At 62.1% G+C, this 25,512-nt stretch carries 22 protein-coding genes and 1 riboswitch; of the genes, 5 read left to right on the forward strand and 17 right to left on the reverse strand.

All coding sequences use genetic code 11. The features are described from left to right. Nucleotides 1-506 precede the first annotated feature (506 nt). From ACFRFQ_RS16030 to ACFRFQ_RS16050, 5 genes are all read right to left on the reverse strand, one after another. On the reverse strand, nt 507-3,794 hold the full coding sequence (locus ACFRFQ_RS16030) for an error-prone DNA polymerase (protein ID WP_378659348.1): 3,288 nt from the start codon (nt 3,792-3,794) through the stop codon (nt 507-509). Between the two features lie 120 nt (nt 3,795-3,914). Further along, a complete protein-coding gene (locus ACFRFQ_RS16035; protein ID WP_378659350.1) occupies nt 3,915-4,685 on the reverse strand; it encodes a (2Fe-2S)-binding protein in 771 nt (256 codons plus the stop codon). Then, nucleotides 4,682-5,449, reverse strand: a complete 768-nt coding sequence (locus ACFRFQ_RS16040; RefSeq protein WP_378659353.1) for an ABC transporter ATP-binding protein — start codon at nt 5,447-5,449, stop codon at nt 4,682-4,684. The genes ACFRFQ_RS16035 and ACFRFQ_RS16040 overlap by 4 nt, the downstream gene beginning before the upstream one ends. Further along, nucleotides 5,446-6,486, reverse strand: a complete 1,041-nt coding sequence (locus tag ACFRFQ_RS16045) for a FecCD family ABC transporter permease (protein WP_378659356.1) — start codon at nt 6,484-6,486, stop codon at nt 5,446-5,448. The genes ACFRFQ_RS16040 and ACFRFQ_RS16045 overlap by 4 nt, the downstream gene beginning before the upstream one ends. Further along, the gene (locus tag ACFRFQ_RS16050; protein WP_378659359.1) at nt 6,483-7,493 is read right to left on the reverse strand and encodes an ABC transporter substrate-binding protein; all 1,011 of its coding nucleotides are present in this window, start codon (nt 7,491-7,493) and stop codon (nt 6,483-6,485) included. Before ACFRFQ_RS16050 ends, ACFRFQ_RS16045 begins: the two co-directional genes overlap by 4 nt. Nucleotides 7,494-7,611: 118 nt before the next feature. Further along, nucleotides 7,612-7,759: riboswitch (cobalamin riboswitch) on the reverse strand. Nucleotides 7,760-7,896: 137 nt separating this feature from the next. Between ACFRFQ_RS16050 and ACFRFQ_RS16055 the strand changes: the two genes are divergently transcribed. Further along, nucleotides 7,897-8,397 (forward strand): hypothetical protein, encoded by a 501-nt coding sequence (locus ACFRFQ_RS16055; RefSeq protein WP_378659362.1) that lies wholly within the window; start codon nt 7,897-7,899, stop codon nt 8,395-8,397. Between the two features lie 54 nt (nt 8,398-8,451). Here the strand turns inward: ACFRFQ_RS16055 and ACFRFQ_RS16060 are convergent, their stop codons facing one another. Further along, nucleotides 8,452-8,727, reverse strand: a complete 276-nt coding sequence (locus tag ACFRFQ_RS16060) for a hypothetical protein (protein WP_378659365.1) — start codon at nt 8,725-8,727, stop codon at nt 8,452-8,454. 228 nt (nt 8,728-8,955) lie between these two features. Here ACFRFQ_RS16060 and ACFRFQ_RS16065 point away from each other — a divergent pair, with 228 nt between their 5' ends. Both ACFRFQ_RS16065 and ACFRFQ_RS16070 read left to right on the forward strand, forming a co-directional pair. After that, nucleotides 8,956-11,076, forward strand: coding sequence for an MMPL family transporter (locus tag ACFRFQ_RS16065; protein WP_378659368.1), 2,121 nt, complete (start codon nt 8,956-8,958; stop codon nt 11,074-11,076). A 111-nt stretch (nt 11,077-11,187) separates the two neighbouring features. Continuing rightward, a complete protein-coding gene (locus tag ACFRFQ_RS16070; RefSeq protein WP_378659372.1) occupies nt 11,188-11,310 on the forward strand; it encodes a hypothetical protein in 123 nt (40 codons plus the stop codon). Nucleotides 11,311-11,323: 13 nt separating this feature from the next. Here ACFRFQ_RS16070 and ACFRFQ_RS16075 read toward each other — a convergent pair whose 3' ends face one another. The 3 genes from ACFRFQ_RS16075 to ACFRFQ_RS16085 are packed head-to-tail and all read right to left on the reverse strand — an operon-like array spanning nt 11,324 to nt 13,346. Then, nucleotides 11,324-12,232, reverse strand: coding sequence for a sucrase ferredoxin (locus tag ACFRFQ_RS16075; RefSeq protein WP_378659375.1), 909 nt, complete (start codon nt 12,230-12,232; stop codon nt 11,324-11,326). 14 nt (nt 12,233-12,246) lie between these two features. Then, nucleotides 12,247-12,819: a YdeI family protein gene (locus ACFRFQ_RS16080; RefSeq protein ID WP_378659378.1), complete on the reverse strand. Its 573-nt coding sequence runs from the start codon at nt 12,817-12,819 to the stop codon at nt 12,247-12,249. A gap of 23 nt (nt 12,820-12,842) precedes the next feature. After that, entirely contained in the window at nt 12,843-13,346 is a 504-nt protein-coding gene (locus ACFRFQ_RS16085) for a hypothetical protein (protein ID WP_378659381.1), read from the reverse strand. A 116-nt stretch (nt 13,347-13,462) separates the two neighbouring features. Here ACFRFQ_RS16085 and ACFRFQ_RS16090 point away from each other — a divergent pair, with 116 nt between their 5' ends. Further along, nucleotides 13,463-14,293: an alpha/beta hydrolase gene (locus ACFRFQ_RS16090; RefSeq protein ID WP_378659384.1), complete on the forward strand. Its 831-nt coding sequence runs from the start codon at nt 13,463-13,465 to the stop codon at nt 14,291-14,293. Here ACFRFQ_RS16090 and ACFRFQ_RS16095 read toward each other — a convergent pair. The 6 genes from ACFRFQ_RS16095 to ACFRFQ_RS16120 form a co-directional block, all read right to left on the reverse strand. Next, nucleotides 14,266-15,729 carry a DUF222 domain-containing protein gene (locus ACFRFQ_RS16095; protein ID WP_378659386.1) on the reverse strand — a complete coding sequence of 488 codons (1,464 nt, stop codon included), beginning with the start codon at nt 15,727-15,729 and terminating at the stop codon, nt 14,266-14,268. The genes ACFRFQ_RS16090 and ACFRFQ_RS16095 overlap by 28 nt on opposite strands. Before the next feature lie 105 nt (nt 15,730-15,834). Further along, nucleotides 15,835-16,791, reverse strand: a complete 957-nt coding sequence (locus ACFRFQ_RS16100; protein ID WP_378659388.1) for a R2-like ligand-binding oxidase — start codon at nt 16,789-16,791, stop codon at nt 15,835-15,837. A gap of 66 nt (nt 16,792-16,857) precedes the next feature. Then, nucleotides 16,858-18,465 carry a sulfatase-like hydrolase/transferase gene (locus ACFRFQ_RS16105; RefSeq protein ID WP_378659680.1) on the reverse strand — a complete coding sequence of 536 codons (1,608 nt, stop codon included), beginning with the start codon at nt 18,463-18,465 and terminating at the stop codon, nt 16,858-16,860. Between the two features lie 129 nt (nt 18,466-18,594). After that, nucleotides 18,595-19,350 (reverse strand): alpha/beta fold hydrolase, encoded by a 756-nt coding sequence (locus ACFRFQ_RS16110; protein ID WP_378659391.1) that lies wholly within the window; start codon nt 19,348-19,350, stop codon nt 18,595-18,597. Nucleotides 19,351-19,371: 21 nt separating this feature from the next. Next, nucleotides 19,372-20,925 (reverse strand): DNA polymerase Y family protein, encoded by a 1,554-nt coding sequence (locus ACFRFQ_RS16115; protein WP_378659394.1) that lies wholly within the window; start codon nt 20,923-20,925, stop codon nt 19,372-19,374. Further along, entirely contained in the window at nt 20,922-21,737 is an 816-nt protein-coding gene (locus tag ACFRFQ_RS16120; protein ID WP_378659396.1) for a hypothetical protein, read from the reverse strand. The genes ACFRFQ_RS16115 and ACFRFQ_RS16120 overlap by 4 nt, the downstream gene beginning before the upstream one ends. A 221-nt stretch (nt 21,738-21,958) precedes the next feature. Here ACFRFQ_RS16120 and ACFRFQ_RS16125 point away from each other — a divergent pair, with 221 nt between their 5' ends. Beyond that, entirely contained in the window at nt 21,959-23,158 is a 1,200-nt protein-coding gene (locus ACFRFQ_RS16125; RefSeq protein ID WP_378659399.1) for a serine/threonine-protein kinase, read from the forward strand. Between the two features lie 17 nt (nt 23,159-23,175). On the opposite strand, the gene ACFRFQ_RS16130 is transcribed toward ACFRFQ_RS16125, so the two are convergent. Together ACFRFQ_RS16130 and ACFRFQ_RS16135 are read right to left on the reverse strand one after the other, a co-directional pair. Then, nucleotides 23,176-24,582 (reverse strand): FAD-binding oxidoreductase, encoded by a 1,407-nt coding sequence (locus ACFRFQ_RS16130; protein WP_378659402.1) that lies wholly within the window; start codon nt 24,580-24,582, stop codon nt 23,176-23,178. After that, entirely contained in the window at nt 24,579-25,427 is an 849-nt protein-coding gene (locus ACFRFQ_RS16135) for a class I SAM-dependent methyltransferase (protein WP_378659405.1), read from the reverse strand. Before ACFRFQ_RS16135 ends, ACFRFQ_RS16130 begins: the two co-directional genes overlap by 4 nt. Between the last annotated feature and the right edge of the window lie 85 nt (nt 25,428-25,512).

Consider the following 25,512-nt stretch of genomic DNA (forward strand, 5'->3'; position numbering starts at 1 on the left):
CTGTCAGTGGAAGCGCCTCGTCCCGTGCCCGGTTTTGGACGGAATGTCGTCAATGTGACTTTCGTCCCATTTTCCCGAAGGGGCTCCCTCCTGCGCCCACTCAGGCATCGCCTACTGGCAACTTTTCACCGCCAAGGCAACCTGCATATTGGTCAATAAATCCAGTTCAGGACTATTTAGCACTTGGATTCCTCACCGCGCTACCGCCCTGCTACGCCTACCCGGTTAGTCCTCAACCATCGCCGAAGGTCCCTCACCGTGGTCCCGAAACCTCACCACAACCGCGTCAGATCGAACATTGCCTCCCACAGACGCTCAGGGTTGCCCCGAGGGGTCCGCAAACACGGAGAAGATACTCGAACAATGCGACAAACAATGAGAAAGAAAGGATGAAACCAGGGGTGAATGGCACTACTGAGGCGCCATTCACCAAAAGGGTGATATCGGGGGTGAATCTTCTCAACCGAATTGCCAAACATGCGCTGGATACGCTAATCGTGCGGCCGTCAGCGGAAGTCCCGAGACTTCGCAGTGACCCGGAGGTCCATCCGCTGCATGCGGTCTGCCACGACGGTCACAGCTCCCTCCGCGTTTTGCACCCTTCCCCGGACGAGGAGAGCCGGCGCCGTGTTGGCCAGCTTTCGATACTTGGCCCACAACCCCACCGAACACACCACATTGACCATCCCGGTTTCGTCCTCGAGGTTGATGAACGTGACACCACCTGCGGTTGCCGGTCGTTGACGGTGAGTGACCGCTCCCCCGACCAACACTCGATCACCGTCCGCAATGTCGAGCAGCCCGGACGCCGGGACCACACCCAGTGCGTCGAGTTGTGGGCGAAGGAACTGCGTCGGATAGGTGTCGGGAGATACTCCGGTAGCCCACACGTCGGCAGCCGCCAGTTCGACGTCGCTCATACCGGGCAAGGTGGGGGCCGTGACCGATGCCCCTATCCCCGGCAACCGACCGGGACGCTCCCCTGCTGCAGCGCCGGCAGCCCAGAGCGCTTCTCGTCGAGAAATCCCGAAACTACCGAGCGCACCGGCCGTCGCCAGCGATTCCGCTTGGGCCGTCGTAAGTTCCACTCTTCCGGTCAGATCGAGAAACGACGTGAACCGGCCTCCGAGAGCACGTTGTTCGACGATCTTCTCGGCCAGGGCGTCGCCGATACTGCGCACGTCGCCCAGCCCCAACCGCACTTCGAGCCCCGCCGCTTCGACTGTGGCATGAGCCAGACTGACGTTGACGTCGGCTCCATGCACTCGCACCCCGTGCCTGCGGGCGTCGGCGACCAGCGACTGCGGTGAATAGAACCCCATCGGTTGTGCCCGGAGCAGTCCGGCGCAGAACGCAGCCGGATGATGCAGTTTGAACCACGACGAGTAGAAGACGAGCGCGGCAAAACTCTGCGAATGGCTCTCCGGGAAACCGAAATTGGCAAAAGCGTACAACTTCTCGTAGATGCGGTCGGCAACTGCGTCACCGATTCCGTGAAGGTCGCGCATTCCCTGATACAGCCGCGCTCGCAGTTGCTCCATCCTCTCCGTTGACCGTTTCGACCCCATGGCCCGACGCAGTTGGTCAGCCTCGGACGGCGTGAATCCCGCGACGTCGACGGCCATCTGCATCAACTGTTCCTGAAACAACGGAACCCCGAGTGTGCGCTTCAAAGAATTTTCCAGTGACGGGTGATCGTAGGTGACCGGTTCGAGTTCGTTGCGCCGACGAATGTAGGGGTGCACCGACCCACCTTGGATCGGGCCGGGCCGGATGAGGGCAACCTCGACGACCAGATCGTAGAAGGTCCGAGGCTTCAGACGCGGCAGCGTCGCCATCTGCGCACGTGATTCCACCTGGAACACCCCCACGGAATCTGCCCGCTGAAGCATCTCGTACACCGCGGTTTCCTTCAGATCCAACTGCGCGAGATCAACGGTGATGCCTTTGTGCTCAGCCACCAGATCCATCATGTAGTGCAGAGCCGACAGCATTCCCAGGCCCAGGAGGTCGAATTTGACCAGCCCCGCGGCAGCGCAATCGTCTTTGTCCCACTGCAGGACACTACGATTGGCCATGCGCGCCCACTCCACCGGGCAGACGTCGGCAATAGGACGGTCGCAGATGACCATGCCGCCCGAGTGGATACCGAGATGCCGGGGAAACCCTTCGATCTGTGCGGCCAGTTCCAGCACCGGGCGCGGTATATCCGTCTCGGCATTCTTGTCGATGCCGCCCCACCGTCCGACCTGCTTGCTCCACGCGTCTTGCTGCCCCTGCGAAAAGCCCAGTGCCCGAGCCATATCCCGCACGGACGATTTTCCTCGATAGGTGATGACATTGGCTACCTGCGCGGCATACTCACGGCCGTACTTGGTGTACACGTGCTGGATAGCCTCTTCGCGGCGGTCCGATTCGATGTCCACGTCGATATCCGGCGGACCGTCGCGCTCAGGTGCGAGGAATCTCTCGAACAAGAGCTCGTTACGAATCGGATCGACATTGGTGATGCCGATGGCGTAACACACCGCCGAGTTTGCCGCGGAACCTCTTCCCTGGCACAGGATGTCGTTATTCTTACAAAAAGAGACAATGTCGTGGACTACGAGGAAATACCCGGGAAAGTCCAAGGACGTGATGACGTCCAGCTCATGTTCCAGCTGTCGATACGCCTTCTCCGCCCCCTCAGGCGGGCCGTAACGATCCAACGCCCCCGCCATCGTGAGCTCACGCAACCACGACGCCTCGGTGTGCCCCGGCGGTACGTCGAACGGTGGCAGTTGGGGAGCGATGAGCCTCAGATCGAAAGCGCACTCGCGGGCCAGTTCGGCAGCTCCGCTGACTGCCTCCGGGTAGAGCGAGAACAGCGACGCCATTTCCTCACCCGAACGCAAGTGCGCTCCACCCGTCGGCGCCAACCATCCGGCGGCGTCGTCCAGACTTTGCCGGGAGCGGACCGCGGCCATCGCCATGGCCAACCGCCGCCGCGGGGGCGCCGCGAAGTGCGCCGCCGTTGTCGCGACTGTTCGCAATCCCTGTTCGGCGGCAAGCTGAGCCAGAACAGCATTGCGCTTGTCGTCCTCCGGCAACCCGTGATGGGTGAGCTCCACCGCCACCCGATCGGCACCGAAACGCTCGACCAGATCCCGCAAGGCCGCTGCGGCGCCGCTTCTCCCACTGGAAGTGAGGGCTTGCCGCACATGGCCTTTCCGGCATCCGGTCAGTATCTGCCAGTGCCCACCCGCAGCTTCGGTCAAGGTGTCGAAGTTGTACTGCAACTTCCCTTTCTCACCACCGGCCAGGTGGGCCGCAGCGATCTCACGGGAGAGCCGACGGTAGCCTTCCTGCCCCCGCGCGAGGACCAACAGGTGCGTCCCACCAGGATCTGCCGCTCCCACTCGCGGCGTGGAGTCCAAGGACAATTCCGCCCCGAACACCGTCCGCATTCCCCATTCACGAGCAGCCTCGGCAAACCGCACCACTCCGTAGAAACCGTCGTGATCGGTGACAGCAATAGCCTCGAGGCCCAATCGAACGGCTTCTTCCACCAACTCTTCCGGCGGTGAAGCGCCGTCGAGAAAACTGAACGCAGAATGGGCATGGAGTTCGGCGTACGGCACGGTGCTGTTCCCGCGAGCGAGTTCACCGGCAGAGTACTCCCCGCGCTTGCGTGACCAGGCCGGACTGTCGTTTCCGTCGCCGGGAAACAAATCTTCGTGCTCGACGCGGCCGGCGCGCCCCGACAGAACTCGTTCCATCTCGGACCACGTCGGCGGTCCGTTACCCCAACCCATACTTGCCTCACTTGTCGAACAGTGGCGATGCCGGGAGGGAAGGCGCATCGTGTATCGAACTCATGTTCGATACCTTCGAAGTCTGGCAGCTCACCCGCCATCCGTCAAACAACCCGTCCGTCAAACAAGAGCAGCAAGCAACCCCACACGATCCTCGGGTGCACGCTTGGGACAACTGGTGCACTTGGCTTCGCCAGGCACCTCGTAGATCAGGCAACACGACGCCCGCTGGGTGAACCGTCGACGATCCGCCGACACCGGCGTCAACGGATTCTCGACTCGCGCGGCGCTCTCCCCCGCGCTCACGTCCACGAAACGAGGCCGCGGAATGGGCGCGCCCGCACTCCGAAGGGCATCGATCAATCCAGCGGCACAGGCACTTCCGCGCTCACGCCGCAGACCGGCCGCGTCGAGCGCGCGGTTGGCAATGGAATCGGTGGTGATCGCCCACAATGCCTTCTCACGCACTCCGGACACCTCGGCGAGCACCTCGATGACAGGCGTCAAAGCCTGGCACATCGCCCGTGCCAACTCGGCAACACCGGTCGTGATCGGGATGAGAGAAGCGGCAGCAAAACCACCGAGATAACCGTCGCCGCGCAAGAAGATCCGAGCTCGAGAGAGCGACGGGTCAGCGGCAAAACCGGTGACCAACCCAGTTCCGAGCGGAATGCCGGTCAACGTCGAACTGGCCGAATACCACCACAAGGTGCCGTTGACCCGACTCTCGTCGCTCCCCCACCGCCTCGCTGTATCCGCGACGCGCGCGGCCATCCAGTCCGGGTCCGTCATCACCTCGGCCGGGATGGTAGCCGGATAGGCGTCGAGGCTTTCGAAAAACGGAACCGCGGCCGCCATCCGCGCGTAGATCGCGCGTATCTCGTCATTCACGCCAGCCCCACAATCTCCATCCTTGGACGCAGTCCCTGCTCCACGCGAGCTTTGATCCCGAAAACCTCGGCCAGCAACGATTCTTCCAGCACCTCGGCAGTGGGCCCACAGGCCCGCAGGTTTCCCTCGTGAAGCACCGCCAGTCGATCGCAGTATTCGACGGCCAATCGAAGATCGTGCATCGTGACCACCACGGCCAATCCCTGTGATGCCAACTCCGTGAGCAGTTCCATCACGATCAACTGGTGGCGCAGGTCGAGATGATTGGTCGGCTCGTCCAACAACAGGATCTTCGGTTGCTGCGCCAGCGCCCGGGCAATGGACACTCGCTGACGCTCACCGCCGGACAACGTCGCGACATCCCGGCCGGACAGCACCGCGAGACCGACCTGTTCCAGGCACCGATCCACGATAGTGCCATCTCGCTCCGTTGTGCGATCCAGCCAATTTCGGTGCGGGGTACGTCCGAGAGCAACGGATTCACGCACTGAAAGCCCACCGGACACTGCCGGTTCCTGAACACTCGCCGAAACGGTTCGCGCAATCTCCCGGCGCGACAAGGACGTCGCGTCCATGCCATCGATCAGTACCGCACCACCGCTGGGGGCCAGCGCGTTGTAACAGCAACGCAGCGCAGTGGTCTTGCCACTGCCGTTCGGGCCGACCAAGCCGAGAATCTCACCTGCGGAAGCCTGGAAACCTATGCCGTGCAGCACCTCACGATTTCCCAGGCGGGCCCGCGTGTCGACGAGTTCCAGAATCACTGCTCCAGCCTCCTGTACTGCCGGTAGAGCATCCAGACGAATATCGGCGCTCCCACCAAGGCAGTGATCACACCCACCGGTAGCTCGGTCGATTCCGACACCGAACGCGCCACCGTGTCAGCGGCTACCATCGCCACTGCGCCCAGCAACCCGGCGGCAGGAAGAAGGCGAATTGCTCTGGTACCCACCACAAATCCGGCAAGATGCGGAATCAGCAATCCGATGAAACCGATGCCACCGGCGACGCTCACCGCCGCGCCGGCCAGTACCGACACCGCGAGAAGCGACAGCACCCGGAAGCGTCGCACGTTCATACCCAAGGCTGCTGCGCCGTCGTCACCGGTCTGCAGGACGTCCATCCACCGCGCGCTGAGCATCAACGCAGCTCCGACGACGAGAAGCGCCACGGTCGGGAAGATCAGTGTCGACCATCTCGAGTCGCCGAATCCGCCTGCTATCCAGTGCATCACCGACGTCACGTGCCGATCGTCGGCCAAAACCAGAATGCAGAAGGTGATGAGCGCCGAGAATATCTGGGCCAGAGCAACTCCCACCAGGATGATCGCCGTAGGCTGGGGGTATCTGCCACCGATCACCAGGGCGAGGAACAGCGGGATCATCGCGCCGACAAAGGCCGCGACGGGAATCGTGAAAACTCCCAGGACACCGACACCAATGCCCAGCACGGACACCAGCACCACCATGAAGCCCGCACCGGACGACACCCCGAGAAGATAGGGATCAGCCAACGGATTGCGTGTGACCGCCTGCGCCACCGCGCCTGAGATCGCCAACGACGCACCCACCACAGCGGCAGTGAGGGCGCGTGGCAGGCGAGAGTCGATCACTATCGACTCCCGCGCCGCCGACCACCAGGTCTCGAAAGTCCCTGGCGCCAAGCGTGCTCCGACTATCGCCCACACGTCACCGACCGGAATGCGCACCGACCCGAAGGACACCGCCAACCCCAGCATCGCTGCCAGGGCTACCAGCAGTCCGGCCAGCAGGGCGCCGTAACCGGAACGTGAAAGTGTCACTTCGACGCGTCGGTGCCTGTTGCGACAGCGCTCGGATGGAAAGCGCTTGCGATGGTGTGCGCCGAGCGCACCAGACGAGAACTCTCGAAGAGATCCGCGAGAGGCACCACAACAAATCGGTTCTGCGCCACAGCCGGAGTGGTTGCCATCAACGGCTGAGACCGCAGGAAGTCGATCTTCTGATCCGCTGTCTTGTCGCCGTAGTCGATGACAACGATCGCCTGGGGCGCACGCTCGGCAACAGCCTCCCAGCTTGCATCGATGTAGGGCTTGGCACCTTCGGAGAAGATGTTCGTCACGCCGGAGTACTCGGCAACCAGTTGCCCGACGCCGACGCCGCCGATCGTGGTCGGAACATCCTCACCGCTGTCGTAGAAGAAGGTGGAGACCGGTGCGGCATCACCGACCGAAGCGCGGACTGAGTCAAGGCCAGAGCTGATCTGTTCGGCTACCGCGCGAGCGGAATCCTCGACGCCCAAGACGCGGCCGAGTTGCGTGTAATCGTTTTCGAGCAGTCCGATGTCAGGGAAACCGGTGCCGCAGTATTCCGAGAAGAGGAAGGTATTGATCCCTTTCTCGGCAAACGCGTCGCGTGATCTTCCTTGCTTCTCGTTGAATGCGCTGGTCATGCCGCCGACAACGAAGTCCGGATCCACGTCCAGAATTTGCTCGGCACTCGGAAACGTATCGGACAGACTGGGAATCGTGTCGAACTGTTCAGCCGTCTCCGCGGTAGGCGGATTGTCGCTGTATGCCCGTCCGACAATGCGGTCACCCGCGCCGATCTCGATAAGCGCCTCGGTGACATGGCCGTTCAAGGACACGATTCTCTGCGGCGGTGAATCGAAGGTCATTTCACGCTCGCAATTGGTGATGCTGACCGGCTGAGCGAACGATTCGGTCGACACAGAGTTTTCGGTTGCCTCGCCTTTCGAACAACCGGCGGCCACCAACGCGACCCCGATCAACGCGGCAACGGCGCGGGTGGTGGAAATCTTGAGTGACACGGGACCTCGCAAAAGGGCTCAGAGCCACGAATGAGAATCCTGGGAGAACACTTACCGCGCAGACGGAATCCGCGGGCAGGGCTCTCGCTGGACTTCCGTTTCGTAGACCACGACGAATGGATGTCGCACACCACGCGGCGGGCATTCGGGCTCATTCGTTCTCGATGATTCGACAACGAACCTACCGTTGCGGGTCAGCGCCGGATTTCGACCGGCTTCCCCCACACGCATGGCTTGCAAGTGCTTCCAGCAGTATGCATGACACACCCGAACCGAGTCGCAACGGCCTCGTCACGCACATTCCGGCCCCGCGCCTGAGCACGGTATTCCGCCATGCACCTCGAAAAAGGATTAGCATGCGGTACCACCGAAATTCGGAAACTCTGGACAGATCGGAATAGACGTGAAAAAGATTCTGAATTCCCTTTCCGAGGACGAATACGTGTTGATCCTCGAGACCAAAAAGGATCAGATTGCCGAACTCGACGAAGACGAACTGATCGCCCTGCACACGCGCATTCGTCGGGCCCGCAACAAGTACACGAAGTTGTACCGACGTGCGGGTTCGGCAAAGGTTGCCGAGAAGAAGGGACGCGGTTCCGGTAAGTCGGCAAATGCTCGCAACGCCGGTAAAGCAGAAGTTTTCGAAGACGCGCTCAGCCGGGTGAGCCGCCGTTTGGCTGCGGTCTCCCGCCAAAGCGCCCGCGAACTCAAGGACGAGCGACTGGGCCGGGCTCGCAAGGACGCTCCGTCGTTCAGCGATATCGACACCGGTAGCGGAAAGGTCGCGTCCGCGGGAAAGGCTCGCGTCGACGAAACACGTAGTTCTCCGGGCAAGAAGAAGTTCGAAGCGTCCAGTATTGCCGCTGGTGCACGGCGCCAGGCCAAGAAGGACAATCGCTGATTCTGCACACCCGTCGTCGCCCCTGAACGTGATTCGTTCGGGGGCGAGCGCCTGTCACGTCGCTCGCTCTTCCTCCCAGACATCGCCAGTCCAGCAGATATCGATGGGATACTCGCTGTTGACACCGACGGCCCAGTAATCGACGACTCCGTGGTCCGGTGAATCGAGTTCGATCCAGCCGATGACAAACTCGTCGCGCAGAGTCTTTTGTGCACGCCGGTCGATATCTCCCAGCGAGGCGCACAGCCCGCGAATCCTCGACTCGATCCAGTCTGCGGACGAATTCGGAATCGTGATCTCCAAGTCGCTCTTGTCACTGAGCGGGATCACGATCAGAAGTTCGGAGTTCGGTCGGATCTCCTTTCTCGCGAACCGCTCATAGGCTCGCAACAGGTCTTTCGGTTCGTAGAGTGCGCGCGCGACACCGAGCCGCCTTGACCGACCGAAAGGAAACACGGACTCATTCTCCGACACTGTCGATTCGGCATTTCACCGCACCGCTCGAACCCCCGATACAGTCGGTACGGCCATGTCCGAAAATTTCACCGGAGTTGATCAATGACACGCTGGGCCCAAACCGTCGTTTCCCGAAAATGGTGGGTGCTCTCGCTCGCAGTTCTCATCGTGCTTATCAGTGGCGTGTGGGGTCTCGGAGTATTCGGAAAGCTCAGCCAAGGTGGATTTGTCGACCCGGGAAGCGACTCCGCGAAGGTCGCAGCAATCGTCGAGGAGAACCTCGGACCACAAACCCCGGACATCATCGCGATCTACACACCGACCGAAGGCAAAAGCCTCGACGACATCGGCCCGGCCGTGACAGCCACAGTCGACGAGTTCACGGCCAACGTGCCGACTGCCACCGTGAAGTCGTATTGGAGCGCCGACGCCGCGACAAAGGCAAATCTGGTCTCCAACGACGGAACGATGGGCGCGGTCGCGATCACGTTGGCACCGGACTCCGGAATCACCGCCGCCACATTTTCCGATCTACTCCCCACGCTCGAAGTGGAAGGCGCGCAAGCACAATTCGCCGGAAATACGGTGGTGGGTGTCGCCTTCAACACCACGCTGGAGAAGGATCTTATTGTCGCCGAGGCGATAGCCATCCCGATCACCCTCGTGTTGTTGGTCTTCATCTTCGGCGGGCTTGTCGCTGCAGCCGTACCGGTTTTTGTCGGGGTCCTGAGCGTACTGAGCGCATTGGCCGTCCTGCGAGTTCTGACGTCGATTACCGAGGTCAGTTCGTTCTCGATCAACGTGGCCTCACTACTGGGGCTCGGCCTCGCCATCGACTACGGATTGTTTGTCGTCGGTCGATTCCGAGAGGAACTGAACTCCGGTTCCGAACCCGGCGCCGCAGCCACCCGCACAGTTCTGACGGCCGGTCGTACCGTGATGTTCTCAGGGCTGCTGCTGATCTGCGCGTTCAGCGGCATGCTCGTGTTCCCACAAGCTGTGATTCGTTCACTGGGATTCGGTGCCATCGCCGCCGTGCTGTGCGCTGCCGTACTGTCGTTGACCGCGGTGCCCGCCTTGCTTGCCATCCTGGGCCACCGCATCAATTCGTTGACGTGGCGTAAGGGCGCGGCCCAACGCGGAGAAGAACGTTCACAAAGGTTCTGGGGCCGCGTCGTCTCGTGGGTGATGAAACGACCTGTTGCCGTGTCCATCACGATTGTCACCCTGCTTCTCGTGCTGGCGTCGCCGCTACTGGGCGCACGACTGGGCGAACTCTCGTACACCGCATTGCCGGCCGACGACCCCGCCCGTACGGCAATGGACACGCTGGTCAACGACTTTCCCCAAACCGGCAACGGCGCGACATTGATCCTGCAAGCCGAGGGCGATACCGTACTCACCCCTGCCGAAGGCACGGCAATAGCCGAAGCCGCCGGCGAAGTCGAGGGCATCGCACAGGCTACCGTCGTCGCGAGTACCAATTCGCTGATCGCAATCCAGGCGTTCTACAGCGAAGGTTCCACGTCGCAGTCCCAAAGTAGCGCCGTCACCGATCTTCGCGAGATACCGGCGCCCGACGGTGCCGAATTGTTGGTCGGCGGCGGACAAGCCACCGTCGACGACGGCAACAACGCTGTCCTGCACTGGCTGCCGGTCATGATTCTGATCATGGTCGGTTCGACGCTGATCCTGCTCTTTCTCGCGTTCGGATCAATTGTGTTGCCCATCAAGGCCGTACTGATGGCTGCCTTGAGTTTGGCAACCACCTTCGGCGTCCTCACCTTCGTCTTCCAGGAAGGCCACGGCGTCGAACTTCTCGGTGTCAGCCAGACACCGCTCGAAGCAACATTTGTCGTCCTGATCCTGGCTGTTGTCTTCGGATTGTCCACCGACTACGAAGTGTTCCTCATGTCGCGCATGGTCGAAGCCAAGAACGACGGCGCGACAACGGAAGAGGCCGTCAAGTTCGGCACCGAGCGAACGGGCCGCATCGTGACGGCCGCAGCACTACTCCTCATCGTCGTGACGGGTGCTTTTGCGATGTCAGGTCTGGGAGTGATGAAATTCCTCGGAGTCGGCATGATCGTGGCACTGATCGTCGACGCGACCATCATCCGCATGCTCCTCGTTCCGTCCCTGGTGAAGCTCATGGGCGAAGCAAACTGGTGGGCGCCGGCGTGGATGAAGAAAATCCACGCGAAAGTCGGCATCGGGCACTGATCGCTCCTGGTTTCCCCTGATCGGGTAGTCATCCTCCGGGATGACTACCCGATCGCGTATATCGATCCCTGGGGCGATGTTCTTCGAGCCGCGCGTTGTCAGACTTGGAGCATGACAATTTTCGAGTGGATCCTCACTATCCCCGCCGTCGCCGTTGGCGGGGCATTCCTGTTCTCAGGCATCGTCACGGCGGGACTGGACTTCGATGCCGACGACGGAATCCTGTTGAACTGATGCACGATTCCGGCTAGTTCAGCATCAGGCCCGAACCCAGTTCACGAACGGACGTGGCAACAACGGGCCGAACCGGTTTGGGATCCGCCCCACAACTGGGTGGACGCGGAGCCAACTCCGACGTCCGCGTTTCCACTTCCCAACTCCGGCCGTCGGTGTGCTCGACAATGCACAGTTGACCGCCCAGATCTTCGACACTCAGATCATCGACGCCACAGGGAATGTACTGTCGGACAGCAATTTCCGCGACCTGGCCCACCGAGTTCCACTGACTCCGGCCCCGCAGCCCCGGAAGATGAACTTCACCGCGAACCGCCGACTCCGCCGCCGCAAGGCTTTCCGCCCCGGACAGCCGGCCATAGGTATAGCCACTGGGCAACAGGATCATGGACGGCGCAAACCGGTGACCGCCGGTATGCGAGCATTCCCACACGTTCTCGCCGAACGACGGAACCAACTCCGCTGCAATCGGCCTGCCCAGAACCGCGCAACACTGATCACGTTTTCCGTGCGCGCACACCAACACCACCGGTTCCTCGACCCTGACGCCCAAGCCTGGGGCCGGCCCACCGAGCAGCGCGAAGTCGATGTCGAGAAGATCGAACGGCGAATCGATCTGCAATCGCTCGCACCACGAATCGTCAGGATCGGAACGCGCAAGAAGCACCGTGTGACCGGCAGACAACGTCTCGTGTCGACCGGGATGCCTGATGAACATCACGCGCACGTCTGCAGCGTCCGCGCGCCGACTCAGTTCAGTGGCAAGCTCCTCCCCGAGAGCTGTGCCGTCGAGAACATCCCGTCCCCAGGCACCGACAAACTCGAGGCACACCCAACCACGCACAACGGCCGCTGTGCCTTCCAACGGTTCGTCGACGGCAGACAGCGCTGAGCAGGTCTTGGCTTCGGTCACGAGTGCCATTGTGTCAGCCCACGTCAGTGAAACTTCTTGCCCTCCTCGAGTTGGCTGATGAAGTTCTGTATCCGGCGGGTCCTGGTCTCGGGACGCTTCGCCTCCTGCAACCGATAGAAGATCGTGAACCGATTGGTCGAATTCAGCGTTTCGTAGAAAGCTTGCGCCTGCGGATTCAAGGCCAATGCGTCGAGAAAATCCTGCGGCACCTCGGCTTTCGCGGAACCTTCGTACGCGCGTTCCCATCTGCCGTCGGCCTTGGCTTTCTCGATAGCCGCAACGCCCGCGGGCTCGAGCAATCCTTCGCTCTCGAGCCTCGCAACAATCTCGACATTACGTTTCGACCACGGGCTACGAGGCGTACGCGGTGAGAACTTCCGCAGAAAGAAGTGGTCGTCAACCTTCCTCGGCAGGCTGTCGATCCAGCCGAAACACAGCGCGACATCAAGTGCCTGGTCGTAGTCGATGGACGAATGGGGTGACGTCTTCTTGGCCATTTTCAACCACACCCCGGGACTCACCTCATGGTGTTCGGACAACCACCGACGAAATTCCTCACCGTCCGCGAAGTATTCGATATCCAGTTCCGCCGCCATCAGTACTCCTCATCGTCGAGTTATCAATACCGAGTTATCCATACTCTGACAAACCCCTGCGACAGATATCCGAGAGTTCCCAGCGCAAGCACCCATTTGCTGATGCTCACCGCTGTGGTGAGCCGCACCGTCGTATCGGTGATGCTGCCCCGGTTGTCGAGCAGATGCAGTCCGACAACGTTCTCGACGTAGTCACCGGCAGCGGACAGTACCGGCGCCACCGCAAGGGCCTTGCGAACCGTCGGCGAGAGCGGCGTGCGCTCCCCCAACCTTCGGCCGGCGGCGCGCAATGCCATCGCGTAGATCGCCGGATGGACAAAGTCCGGGTAGTAGTGACTGCGGAACCGCCCCGTCTCCGCGCCATCCATCTTCGCCAGAACCTCGTGGTACCGACGTGCGGAGAATGCTGTCTGCACCTCCAGGACCCGCGGACCCACCGGCCCCAGCAGTCTCACGATGTTCGCCTGGGAGAGAACAAATACCGCGGACCAGACGGCCATGGATCGCTGACTCGAGGTTCTGAACATGTCGGCAATCTTGCCAGCTGCATGGCTACGGCGTCGTCGTCGACGTACCGGGTGAATGAGTTGAGCAAAATTGGGCATCCCCTGACGATCAGAGCTGATCGATCACAGGAGAACACATGCCCACTGCCGCCAAACCGACGGTCCTTTTCATCCACGGATTGTGGATGCATCCCAGCGCATGGGAGCCCTGGACCCAGGTCTTCACCGAACGTGGGTACGGCACCATGGCACCCGGATGGCCCGGCGACGGCGCCACTGTCGGAGAATCCCGAGAACACCCGGAAGAAATCGCAGGACACGGAATCGACGAGATCACCGACCACTACGGCAAAGTGATCGCCGATTTGGATACTCCACCGATCGTGGTCGGTCATTCCTTCGGCGGACTTATCGCACAGAAGCTTCTGGGGCAGAACTTAGCCTCCGCTGCAATTGCAATCGACCCCGCACAACCAAAAGGTGTGCTGAAACTCCCCCTCGTGCAACTCCGCACTGTCCTCCCGGTCTTGTCCAATCCCGCCAACTACCGGAAGACTTACTCGCACACCAGAGATTCCTTTCACAGATCCTTTGCCAGTGCGATCACCAAGAGCGAATCCGACGCACTGTACGAGCGGTACGTGATTCCGGCACCCGGGCAACCACTCTTCGAAGCTGCACTCGCCAACTTCAATCCCCACAGCCCCGCACACGTCGACTTCAATGCCGAACGCGGCCCGCTGCTGATAATCGGCGGCGGAAAAGATCGAATGGTCCCGAAAGCCAGCACGGACAGCTCGTTCAAGATGTATCACAAAGCGCCAACAGTCAACGAGTACAGGGTATTCGACGACCGTGGCCACTCCCTCACCATCGATCACGGTTGGCGTGAAATTGCGGACTACAGCTTGGCATGGTTGAGCCGCAACACAGCAAGCACTCAGAACGGTGGCGGGTCGTTGCCGTAGTCGACGGGTTTGTGGGGCGCGTGTTTTCGGGGTGTGGGTCTCGCGCGAGTTTTCCGTCGTTTGCGTTCGGCCCGGATGCGGGCAGCCTTGTTCTCGAGTCGAGTTCGCCGTCGGGTGCCGCCGTCCGGTGGCGGCGGTTCCTGCCTTCCGGCGAGTAGTCCGGCTGCTCGGGTTCGGTAGCGATGCCCGGTCTGTGAGGTCAGGGTGATGCTGCGATCCGGATTCGGGGCGAGCTGCCAGGATCCGGAATGCTTGAGGCGGTGATGGTTCCGGCAGAACGCACTCAGATTCGACGCCACCGTCAGCCCACCGTTCGCGGGATCGGTCTGGTTGAACGGAACTCGGTGGTCGAGGTCGCAGTTCCAGGCCGGGACATCGCAGTGCGGCCACTGGCAACTGCCCGCGAGGACGCGTAGCCAGGCATCGAGGGCGGCGCCGGGACGGTACACAAACGCCGACACGGTCTCAGGTTCGGGTGTTTCCGGTACTCGCACTTCCCGCACCTGTGCATTCTTGGCGATGTCGCGGGCATGCTCGGCGCTGATCACGCCGTACCCGTCCAGATGGGCCGGCTCATCCGAGTCCGTATCCAGAGTGGTTTCGTACATCACCACATGCACCAACGGCCGACGCACAACGATCAGACCACTGCGGTCCTGCGGACAATCATCCCGGCCGCAATCACACACCAACACCGTCGACCCACCCACCAGCACACCCAACGCGTCAGCCCGGCGCTGCTCATACGTCCGTGAATCATGGCGGCACACCGACATCGCCAATTCCCGCAACCGTCCGTCGAACGCCCTTGCTTGTTCGGCCGGGATGCTGCCCAGGATGCGGGCCATGCCGTCCTCGGCGGCGCTGACCCCGACGAACCTGTCGGCGAGGGCGCGGCGTCGGCGTTCCCGCAGTCCTTCCGGGTCGACGCGGGCGACGATCCGGTCGATCGCCGCCGTCAACCGCCGCCCAGTCAACCCGGTCCCACCGTCCACGGGCGGGGCCAACACTTGCTCGAGGAGTAAGCGTTCGACCTCGTCGATCAACTCGTCACCGACATTCGCCGTCGCCGACTCGATCAACGACACCCGGTAGAAGTCGAGTTCCCCGCGCGCCATCGCCGCCCGTGTCCGATGCAACCGCGTCCTCAAAGCAAAACCCAACCCGATGAGCTTCCCCGCCGCGGCGCGCCCCATCGTGAGCACCGCGCCGACCTCGGATTCGGCCAACTCGTGCGCCGACGACGACCAGGCTCCGCCCTCGACATGCCCGGCGCTACGGCGGGTGAAGAACTCCGCCACCACCGCCAGCTTCCGCTCGACCAGCATCGCCTCACACGCATGCAGTTCGGCCATCAAATCAACGAGGGCACAGTCGGTTTCGGTACCACTCAGCTGCGCCGAGCGACCGAAAATCCCCACCCCCGGATCGAACATTCCCCAACTCTATTCGAAACTATGTTCGGAGACAACGGTCACAATCAAATCGGTCGGAAAAGTCCGAATACTGACGGAAAATTTTGGGCGGCTTAGCTTTTGACTCTAGCTACCGGCTTCACTCATCACCGCCGCGTCTTCAGCCCCGAATTTCTCCTCGAGAGTCTCGGGTGAGTAGTCGAGGTCGATCTCGGCCACGTCACGCCCACGCGCAGACTCGATTGCCGAAAGCCTCCGCTGCGCACGATCAGCCGCATACTCGAGAAACTCCTGGTTATCGAGGCCAAAGGGCTGGACTTCGAATTGATCGTTGACCCAGTTGATGAGACCAAGAGCCATCGGCATCAGCTCACCCATGCGTTCCTGCACGACATCCCACAGGGCGTCGTCCGCAGCCACGTGCCGACGGCACGTGAAAGTCCCCCATGCCATGTGGCGCCGCTCGTCGTCGCCGATCTTTTTGATCAGCTGCTGCATTCCGGGCAGGATTCCCCTTGTGGCACATACCTTCTGCCAGGCGTAGTAGCCTGACAACGCAAGGCTGCCCTCGATGACATGGTTGTAAGTGACGCTCGCCCGCACTTGGTTGACCGGACTGGGGTCGGTCTGGAGAATCCGCAGCGATGCCGGCAACTCCTCGTAGAACAGTTGTCGGTAATACGGATTATCGGCGACGTAGGAATGCAGGTCGTCAGTGAGCCCGACCTCATCCATCCACAGCCGGAAAACCTGAGTGTGCTTGGCTTCCTCGAAGCAGAATTGGGTCAGATACATCTCGTCGCTGAACCGGCCTTCAGCGGACATTGCCTGCATGAACGGTTGGATATCCTCTGTCACTGCTTCTTCACCGGCGATGAACTGCGCGCACAGATACGTTGCGCTGCGCTGCTGCTCGCTGGTCAACTCCTGCCAGTCCCGAGCGTCTTTCGAAAAATCGAGGTCTGCCGGGTTCCAGAATTTGGCATTTCCTTTTGTGAACAATCTGAGGGGAAAACAATCCCAGTTCAACCCTCCCGATCGGAGGGAACTGAATCCTTCTCGCCCCGGCGAGGTGACGGTCATGACAATCCTTCTTCCCGAAACGAAGACATATGTCCATCAAGAATGCCCGGAGAACCGCACCCTGAATCAGTTTTGCGGAATATTGCTCGACTCGGCCAGCGAAACACCCTTGGCGTCCATCGTGGCAAAGAGTTTTGCATTCATCTCTGCGGCTTTTGCGGGTTGGTAAGACTCGGAATTGAACGGGTTGGCCAGGTTGTTCGTCTCCAGGGGATCAGCATTAAGATCGTACAGTTCGTATTGGGGCGCAGCACTTCCCGCCGGATCGAAGTACATCGTGTACTTCCACCGACTGTCCCGAATGCAGCGAATATGGTTCGGCGCCCTGACGATGTTCTGGCCATCAGGCGTCGCACAGTTCTGATCGTCGTAAGTGAAGAGAATCGTGTCCTGAACCTGCATGCTCGGCGCGTGTGGATACGCCGCCGCGTCTACGAGCACGGGAGTGAGATCGGTGCCGAGAAAGTTCCACGACGCACGGTCCGGCACCTGCGCGAGGGTTGCGAGCGTGGGCATCACGTCGATCAACGACGCCAAGGCGTCCGTCTGAACCGGTTGCGGGAACAACAACGGATTGCTGATCACCAGTGGGACGCGCAGAGTTTCCTCGTACGCGTTGAATACCTTCTGCCTCAAGCCTCCGTGCGACATCCCCATCTCACCGTGATCGGACATCCGCACGATGACGGTGTCATCGAGCAACCCCGGTGTGGCCTCCAAGGCGTCGAGAACGCTACCGATGCGCTCGTCCACGACCTTGTGCATGTAGGCGTAGAAGTTGATGTACTTCCTCGCCTGATCGGGTCCGAGTAGTGGGCCGAGTCCGGCGGCGAGCAACAACTCCGACTGCACCTGAGCACTCGGTTTGTAATTGAAGGCAAGGATTTCGTCATAGGTCGGCGGCAGTTCGATGCCCTGCTCGAAAGCGCCAGGCGCATCGGACCCGTAGTTGTCGCACGTACCGCTCATCGCATCCCACGACTGCGGGTACGCAAGGACGTCGTGCGGATTGACAAACGAAACGATCAACGCAAAAGGCTTGCCCCCTTTCGCATCCGGACCGGTGAGAAATTCGACGGCTTCCTCGGCAGCGCGGCGGTCGTGATCGGCACATCCGCCGCCGAAATGGTCGGGGTTGGTGTCCTGCCCGGCATCAGGTGGCGTCCACCCGCCGAAACCGAACGCTGCGACGTCGTCACTGGACGGATCGCCGCCGGACGCTCCCTTGCTCAGATGCCATTTCCCCCGGTACTGAACGTTGTACCCGGCGGACGCCAGCATCTTCGCCATGTTCTGTTCCGACGTCTGCAACTGTGGTTCGGTGGGAGAAACCGTGCCGCCCTCGGTCAGGGTTCTGGTCACGCCATGTTGCGCGGGATACAACCCGGTGAAGAACGTGCTCCGACTGGGAGAACACATCGCCGTGTTGCAGACGGCTTGGTCGAAAGTCAGTCCGTGACGCGCAATGCGTTGGCGGTGAGGAAGATTCCGCTCCGCCCACCCCTGCGGCCAGAACATCGGCCGCCGCTCCTGATCGGTGATGATGACCACGATGTTGGGCTGAGCGGGAAACGAATCACTGGGCGCTGCCCGCGAGGGCGTGACCGCGGCACCCGCCGACCCGATATCTGTCATTCCGGCCAGAGCCAGAGCGCCCATCCCACCCAAGAACATCCGACGCGGTAATCCGTGGCTGGACTGCGGGACGTTCGCGGGTTCTGGGCTCACGTGACGACGTCCTCTCGGAGTGTGTCTGCACAGAGTTGACCGTCGGCAGGTTCTCTACACATCTGGACGCCCGGTTTACGAAATAAAGGGCACCACTGCCGCCTCGAATTCACGGTAACCGTCACGATGCACGCTGTGACCGGTGCGAAATGACTTGACCTCGCAACGCTTGACCGTCGCCGTGACCTCACGAAGCCGGTCGGGATCCACCATGCCGCCGAGGCCACCGCGCAGGAACAACGTGTCCGCTTCGATCAGCGGCAACGATTCCCACCACAGTTGGTCCGGTTGACGGAACTGCGTCAGCGCCGATCCCGTCATCGACTTGTCGAAGGCCAGAGCAGCCCGCGGATGACGCACCAAACTTGTTGTTGCGTGCCACAGCTCGGACATACTCGGCAACGTGCGGGAAAATACCTGCTCCGGATCGCCCGGGCGAAGTGGGAGCGGTGCTTCCTCGATGACCAGCTTGCGAACGCCGCTCGTCCGCCGCTGCGCGATCAACGACGCCGCGTGCCCGCCGAGTGAATGCCCCACCAGATCGACGTGATCGAGCTCCAAGTGATCACACACATCCATGATGTCCTCGGCAAATTCCTCGAACAGGTACGACGACGCCCGAGCGCTGCGCCCGTGTCCACGAAGGTCCACCGAGACGACGCGCCGATCGCGTGACCGCAAGGCTCTGGCGAATCGGTCCCACGTGCCGCTGTCGCCGCCCATGCCGTGCACGAGGACGACGGGAGGCAGTTCGGTACTCCCGGAACCAGCCCCCGAATCGCGGTAGCTGATCTTGATTCCACCGGCACTGCGCACGTTAGCGATACTCACGATATTCCAGATTAGCCGTACTCACTCGTACACACCTTCCACAGACCACTCGCCACCCTCACAGATCATCAACAACGCGCGTGATTGTTCCAACAACACCTGCGCCCGCGCCGCCGTTCGCGCCGCGGCCGTATCCCACCATCGCTCGTCGACCGGCCACGGACCAGCCCACCCCTGCACCGCCCATTCCTTGCTCCCCCATTTCAGCCTCGCCGGATTCGAGCTGAACACTCCACGTTCCGTGACGTACACAGCTTTGCCCGACGCGTCTCCCAGCCACACTCGTGGATTGTCGACATACACCGATCCCGGCGACGGTTGCGGCAGCCGCCCCGGCCACGGAGCTTGCGGGTCATGCGCCGGCACCCGTTCATCACCCAAGGGCACCAGCGTAATTCGCTCTGATGGCCCCCTCCCGCCACTGAGGACACCCACCTGGACCGACTCACCGCCCAAGAGCCCCTGCACTCGTACCAGCGCTCGCTTCGCCCGTTCGTCCTCGTCGCCCACCCCGCCCCAGAGACCCAATTGCAGGGCCCCGGCATTGACCACCTCCACCGGTTCCAGACGCAGCACGGTAATTCCCGCCGTGGGCTTGTCCTCACTGCGACCGGTAAGCCATCCGTCGAGTTGCCACCGCACCCGATCGGCCGTTCCCTCCGACGTCAGCGGCTCGGCGCAGCGCCACGTACGGGACAGGTGCTCGCCGTTTCCCGTGCTCGCCGATATCAGCAATCGTGTGCAGGCGACGCCGGCAGCAGACAACGCGCCATGCAGAAGAACCGCCAGGGCGCGCCCGGCAAAGGCTGCGGCGTCCACTCGTTCGATGGGCGGATCGTAATGCTGCTCCACATCGAGATCCGGGGGCAATGCCCGGGCCGACGGTGGTCGTTCCGGTTCACCGCGCGCCGCCCGGTGCGCCAGCACGGCGTCGGTACCGAACCGCGACGCCACGTCGACGGCCGGCAAGTCCGCAAAGGCCCCGATGGTTCTGATCCCGAGTCGGCGCAGCAAATCCACCAGCTCACCACGATGCGGCGCGGACAAACTCGGCTCGGCCGCCAACTCCGACATCGGCAGCGGAGCAAGAAACCGAGCGCCCGCACCGAGCGGTACCAGCGCAGCTCGTCGTGCAGCAATCACCGCCGTCGACAACTGATCGGCCACCCCGATCTGGCATTCGACTCCCACGGCAGCAACCTGATCAACCAACCGCTCTGCCGCGGCCTCCTCACTGCCGAAATAGCGACTGGCACCGCGTGAACTCAGCACCAACAGCCCCGGACGAAGCACCTCCACGCCGGGTGCCGCCGCATCGACAGCCGCGGCAACCGGCTCGAACAACCGGGCATCCCGCTCTGGATCTGCCACCGCCACATACAGTTCCGGGCACCGCGCCTGCGACTCGCGTCGGCGCAGCCCACGACGAACCCCTTCCGATCGGGCCGTCGCGCTGCACGCAATCACCCTGTTGCCGGACGTCACCGCAACCGGGTGGGTAGCCGGAAGGTCGGCTACAGCAGCAGCTGCCACTGCCGGCCAGTCCGGACACCAGAGCGCCAGAACCCTACTCACAGCGCCACCACCTGAGCTGCACTCACCTCGCGAGCAGGCTTCCATTCCACCCGTCCCGCTGCGCTGCAGATGTCCAGACGTGTGGTGCGAGGCTGGAACGAACGCCCACGGGCACGCACGGCAAGGCTGAGCGATTCGAGTCGGCCCCGCCCCAACGCGCGTCCGCACCCGAAGCCACCGTAACCGTTGACCTGCGCCTCCAACCGCACCTCCACACCGTCCCAATGACCATCCGTCACAACAAGAGTGGAACCTTTACTGCGCGCGCGGGCCACCACTGCCCGCGCGCGCGACGGCGGCACAGACGCGCCCGCCAATCCCAGAATCACCAGATCCATACCGTCGAGCAGCACTGCGGCAACTTCGACCGGATCCGGCCCTGGATCCGGGACAAACGCGAGACGCTCCAACTGTGCACCCATCTCGTACGCGGCCAACACACCCAACTGCGGCTTGCCGACAACGGCAACATGCCCGCCTGACGCAGTCACCGTCGCCACTAACCCCACCAGCAACGACGCGGCCCCGGATACGGACACCACGGTTCCCCGCACCAATCCACCCTGCGGCAGCAACTCGGCGATACCGGCAGGCACGGGCAGGATTCCCGCCTTCCCGGCTCGGTTCTCGACCACTCCCTCCGCGGCCTCCCCCACTGTGACCCCGAGGGGCACCGACGACACAACGTGCCCGTCACCACGAGCAGGGATGGAGGCCATCCGGCTGCGGAGTTCCGCCAACCGATCCTGACGGGACATACCTGCCCCGTCGAATGAGGTCTCCACTACTGAGGTCTCCACTACTTCGGTCACCTCGTGCACATCCCCGTTCCGCGACATTTCCGTGATATTCGGAAGCCGGCAAACCACGGGGAAGTCGTGGTCTGACACACATCGAACAGACAACAGTCGAACATATTTTCGATTCGTTTCCCAGTAAAGCCTGACCCTGAGGACTCGTCAAGTAGCGACAAAAGTCCCAGTTCACACAAACCTCGAGGGTCACACCCGTATCAATCCTCTAACCTGGATACGTGACATCTCGAGAGCAGACAGGGCGGGGCATCGGCCCCGAATACCTGCTGGCAGGGCGGTACCGACTCCGATCCAAAATCGGCGGCGGCGGCATGGGCGCCGTCTGGCTGGCCCGCGACACCCTCCTCAGCCGCGACGTCGCGGTGAAACAGGTCACAACCACCGCCGGCCTCGACAACGAGAGCGCCGAGGAGATCCGCGCTCGAACACTTCGTGAAGGCCGAAACGCCGCCAAACTTTCACACCCCCACTCCATCGGCATGTACGACGTCGCTCTAGAGGCCGGCGAACCGTGGCTGGTCATGGAGTACTTCCCGTCCCGCAGCCTCGCGCAGGCCATGAACCTCGCCGACACTCTGCCGCCCCTCGAAGTTGCCCAGATCGGTGCTCAGATCGCCGCAGCACTCGCAGAGTCGCATGCCGCCGGAATCGTCCATCGCGACATCAAACCGGGCAACATCCTCATTGCCGATCGCGGCGACTCCCTGGGCATCGTCAAGATCAGCGACTTCGGAATCGCGCGCGCCAAGAGCGACGGATCGGACCGCCAAGACGAAGTCATCACCGGCACCCCTGCCTACTTCGCCCCCGAAGTCGCCCGCGGCGACGACCCCACCGAAGCCAGCGACGTCTTCTCCCTCGGCTCGACGCTCTTCACGGTGATCGAAGGTCAACCCCCCTTCGGAATCGACTCCGACGCAATTGCATTGCTGCACCGAGTCGCCAAAGCCGAGATCTACCGTCCCACCAAATCCGGACCGCTCACGGATGTCCTGCTCCAGCTTCTCGAACCGGATCCGACGCGCCGGCCCACCATGGCACAGGCCCGCGACGCACTCGCCGCGGTGGCAACCGGGGGCGGTTCCGTGGATCAGCTGATCGACATCCCCGTCTACTCATCCGACGGAGCGGTTCCGGCGTGGGCACACCGCACGACCCAGCTTCCCGACCCGCACCGACGCAATCGTCTGGTCGGCCCCACGGTCACCGGACTGCCTGCAGTGCAACAGAACACGCCACTCGGCTCGGTCCCCAGCCCGCTCGATCTGTTTTCGTGGCCGCCGCGGATACCCACCGGACCCGCCGACGCGAGCACCCGCGACAAAGTGGTCGCCTGGGCGCCGCTGGCCATGACCGCGATGGTGGCGATCATCATCGCGGCAATACTCATCGTGCTTGTCCTGGTGTTCACTGTCTAAGAGTCACCGGTCAAGACTCACTGTTTGAGCGCCGATGCAGCCGGCTGGATATTGGCGTTGAGATGAAACACGTTGTCCGGGTCATACTGTGCCTTGATCCGGGACAGGCGCGCGTACTTGCCCGTTCCGTAGGAGCTGCGAACCCGCTCTTCGTCCGCGTCGGTCATGAAATTGACGTAGCCGCCAGGATTGGTCGACAAGGGACGCAACGCTTCCCAGAGATTCCGCACCCACGTTCGATCCAGCTCCAGAGTCCCGGCATCCGTTGCCGTGGCCGTCATGTTGCACACGTAGTGCGGGGAGCGGGAACCACCGAACGCAGTATCCTCGTCGCCGACCGCGGTGAAGGCGCCCTGCAGCGGGAAGATCGGGATGAAGGACATCGGTGACGACTTCTTCACCGCATGTTCGGTCAGAACGCCGATCACCTCATCGGAGAGATCGCCCAAGTCCAAAGCCTTCTCGTACGCGTACGCACCCCACGGTTCGGCGTCGTCGAGCATCGACTGCAACCCCGTGTACGGGAGCGGTGTGACGAACTCGAACAACGGCGGCAATGCTTCCCTGATGGGCGCAATCACCTGTGCATGCTCCTGCGCGGAACCGAAACCTGCTACCAGCAAGGCATATCCGGGATGAAAGTGGAATTGCTCCGGCACAAAAGCCGCCGGCGGCGCGGACAGAGTGGAGGCAATCAACGCACCGACGTTACGGGGCAGAGCAGGCACCACGTCGCGGCACAAACGCAGCGCATCCGGCCCGTCGTCCATCCCCCAGAAGAAGAAACCGAGATGCACTTCCGGTCCGATCGCGCTCAGCCGATACTCGAACTCGGTCACCACACCGAAGTTGCCTCCCCCGCCCCGCAACGCCCAGAACAAATCGGGGTGGTCGTCTTGCGACGCGCGCACAACCTCACCGTCGGCAAGCACCACCTCCGCCGACGCCAGGTTGTCGATCGACAAGCCGAGTGTTCGTGTCAGCCACCCCATGCCGCCGCCGAGTGTCAGACCGCCCACTCCGGTATCGCTGATCACCCCACCGGTCACAGCCAGGCCATGCTCCTGCGTCGCGGCATCCAGGTTTGCCAAGGTTGCCCCGCCACCTGCTCGCGCCGTACGAGCCGACGGATCCACACTCACGGTGTTCAGCGCACTGAGATCGATCATCAGACCGCCCTCGCACACCGAAGCCCCACGATACGAATGCCCACCACCGCGCACAGACACCTCCAGATCGTGTTCTCGCGCATACCCCAGCGTCGCAGCCACGTCCGCCGGCGAGAGGCATCTGGCGATCCCAGCCGGTCGGTGATCGATCGAGCCGTTCCAGATGGCCCGAGCGTCGTCGTAGCCCGAATCTTCCGGGCCGAAAACCGGGCCGGTGACAGACGATCTCAACGGCTCGATATCGATGCTTGTCATGACGTACTCCTGACACCTGTGACGAGTAAGTACTCCCAGCCCATGCCGGGGGAATCCCCTCCTACCATGTACCTTCGAGCCAAGTCGACAAGATCCCGGTCGAGGGCCTCCGTCTTGGCGTCGTCGTCGGCAATGTTGCGGTAGACGGCGATAGTCGGCCCGTAATTCTCCTTGAAAAAGTCGCGGAAGTCCTCCGGATCGCGGAACCTGCTCACCGGCAGCACTTCTCGTCGCGTCGTCAGGTCGCGAACCCGATCACCGAACAGCTCACGAACATGACTCTCCTCACCCCACAACGGCGGCGGCTGCGAACCAGGGGGCGGGGCCGGTGCATACGGCTTCATAGCCTTGAACATCTCTCCGATGAAACCTGTTGGCGTCCAATTCAGTACAGCAATTCTCCCGCCTTCCTTGCATACTCGAACAAGCTCATCCGCTGCTCGCTGGTGATGCGGCGCGAACATGACCCCGACGCACGAGAGCACCACATCGAACTCACCGTCTGCAAAAGGTAGATCCTCGGCATCAGCCTCCCGCCACTCGAGTTCGACACCCAAGCCGGACGCCATCTTCCTTCCCACATCGAACAATTCGGGAGTCAAGTCGGTTGCCACCACCTGCGCTCCGAGCGCCGCCGCGGGAATAGCCACATTGCCGGAACCCGCCGCAATGTCGAGAACCCGATCACCGGCGCGCACGCCACCGGCCGCCGCTACAACAGGGCCGAGTTCCGGGATCACCTCTGTTGCCACCGCCGGATAATTGCCCAACCCCCACATCACTCTGTGCTTGGACTTGAGGGCTCGATCCGCCTCCACTGATTCAGATTGTGCTGCCTCAGTCATTGTCGTTCTCCTCCATCAATTTTCGAAGTACCGATTTTTGCTCTGACCTCGACGTTACGACCATCGAGCGTCACCGATCCAGTAC

Source organism: Rhodococcus sp. NPDC056743 (assembly GCF_042790355.1).
Classification (GTDB): Bacteria; Actinomycetota; Actinomycetes; order Mycobacteriales; family Mycobacteriaceae; genus Rhodococcus_F.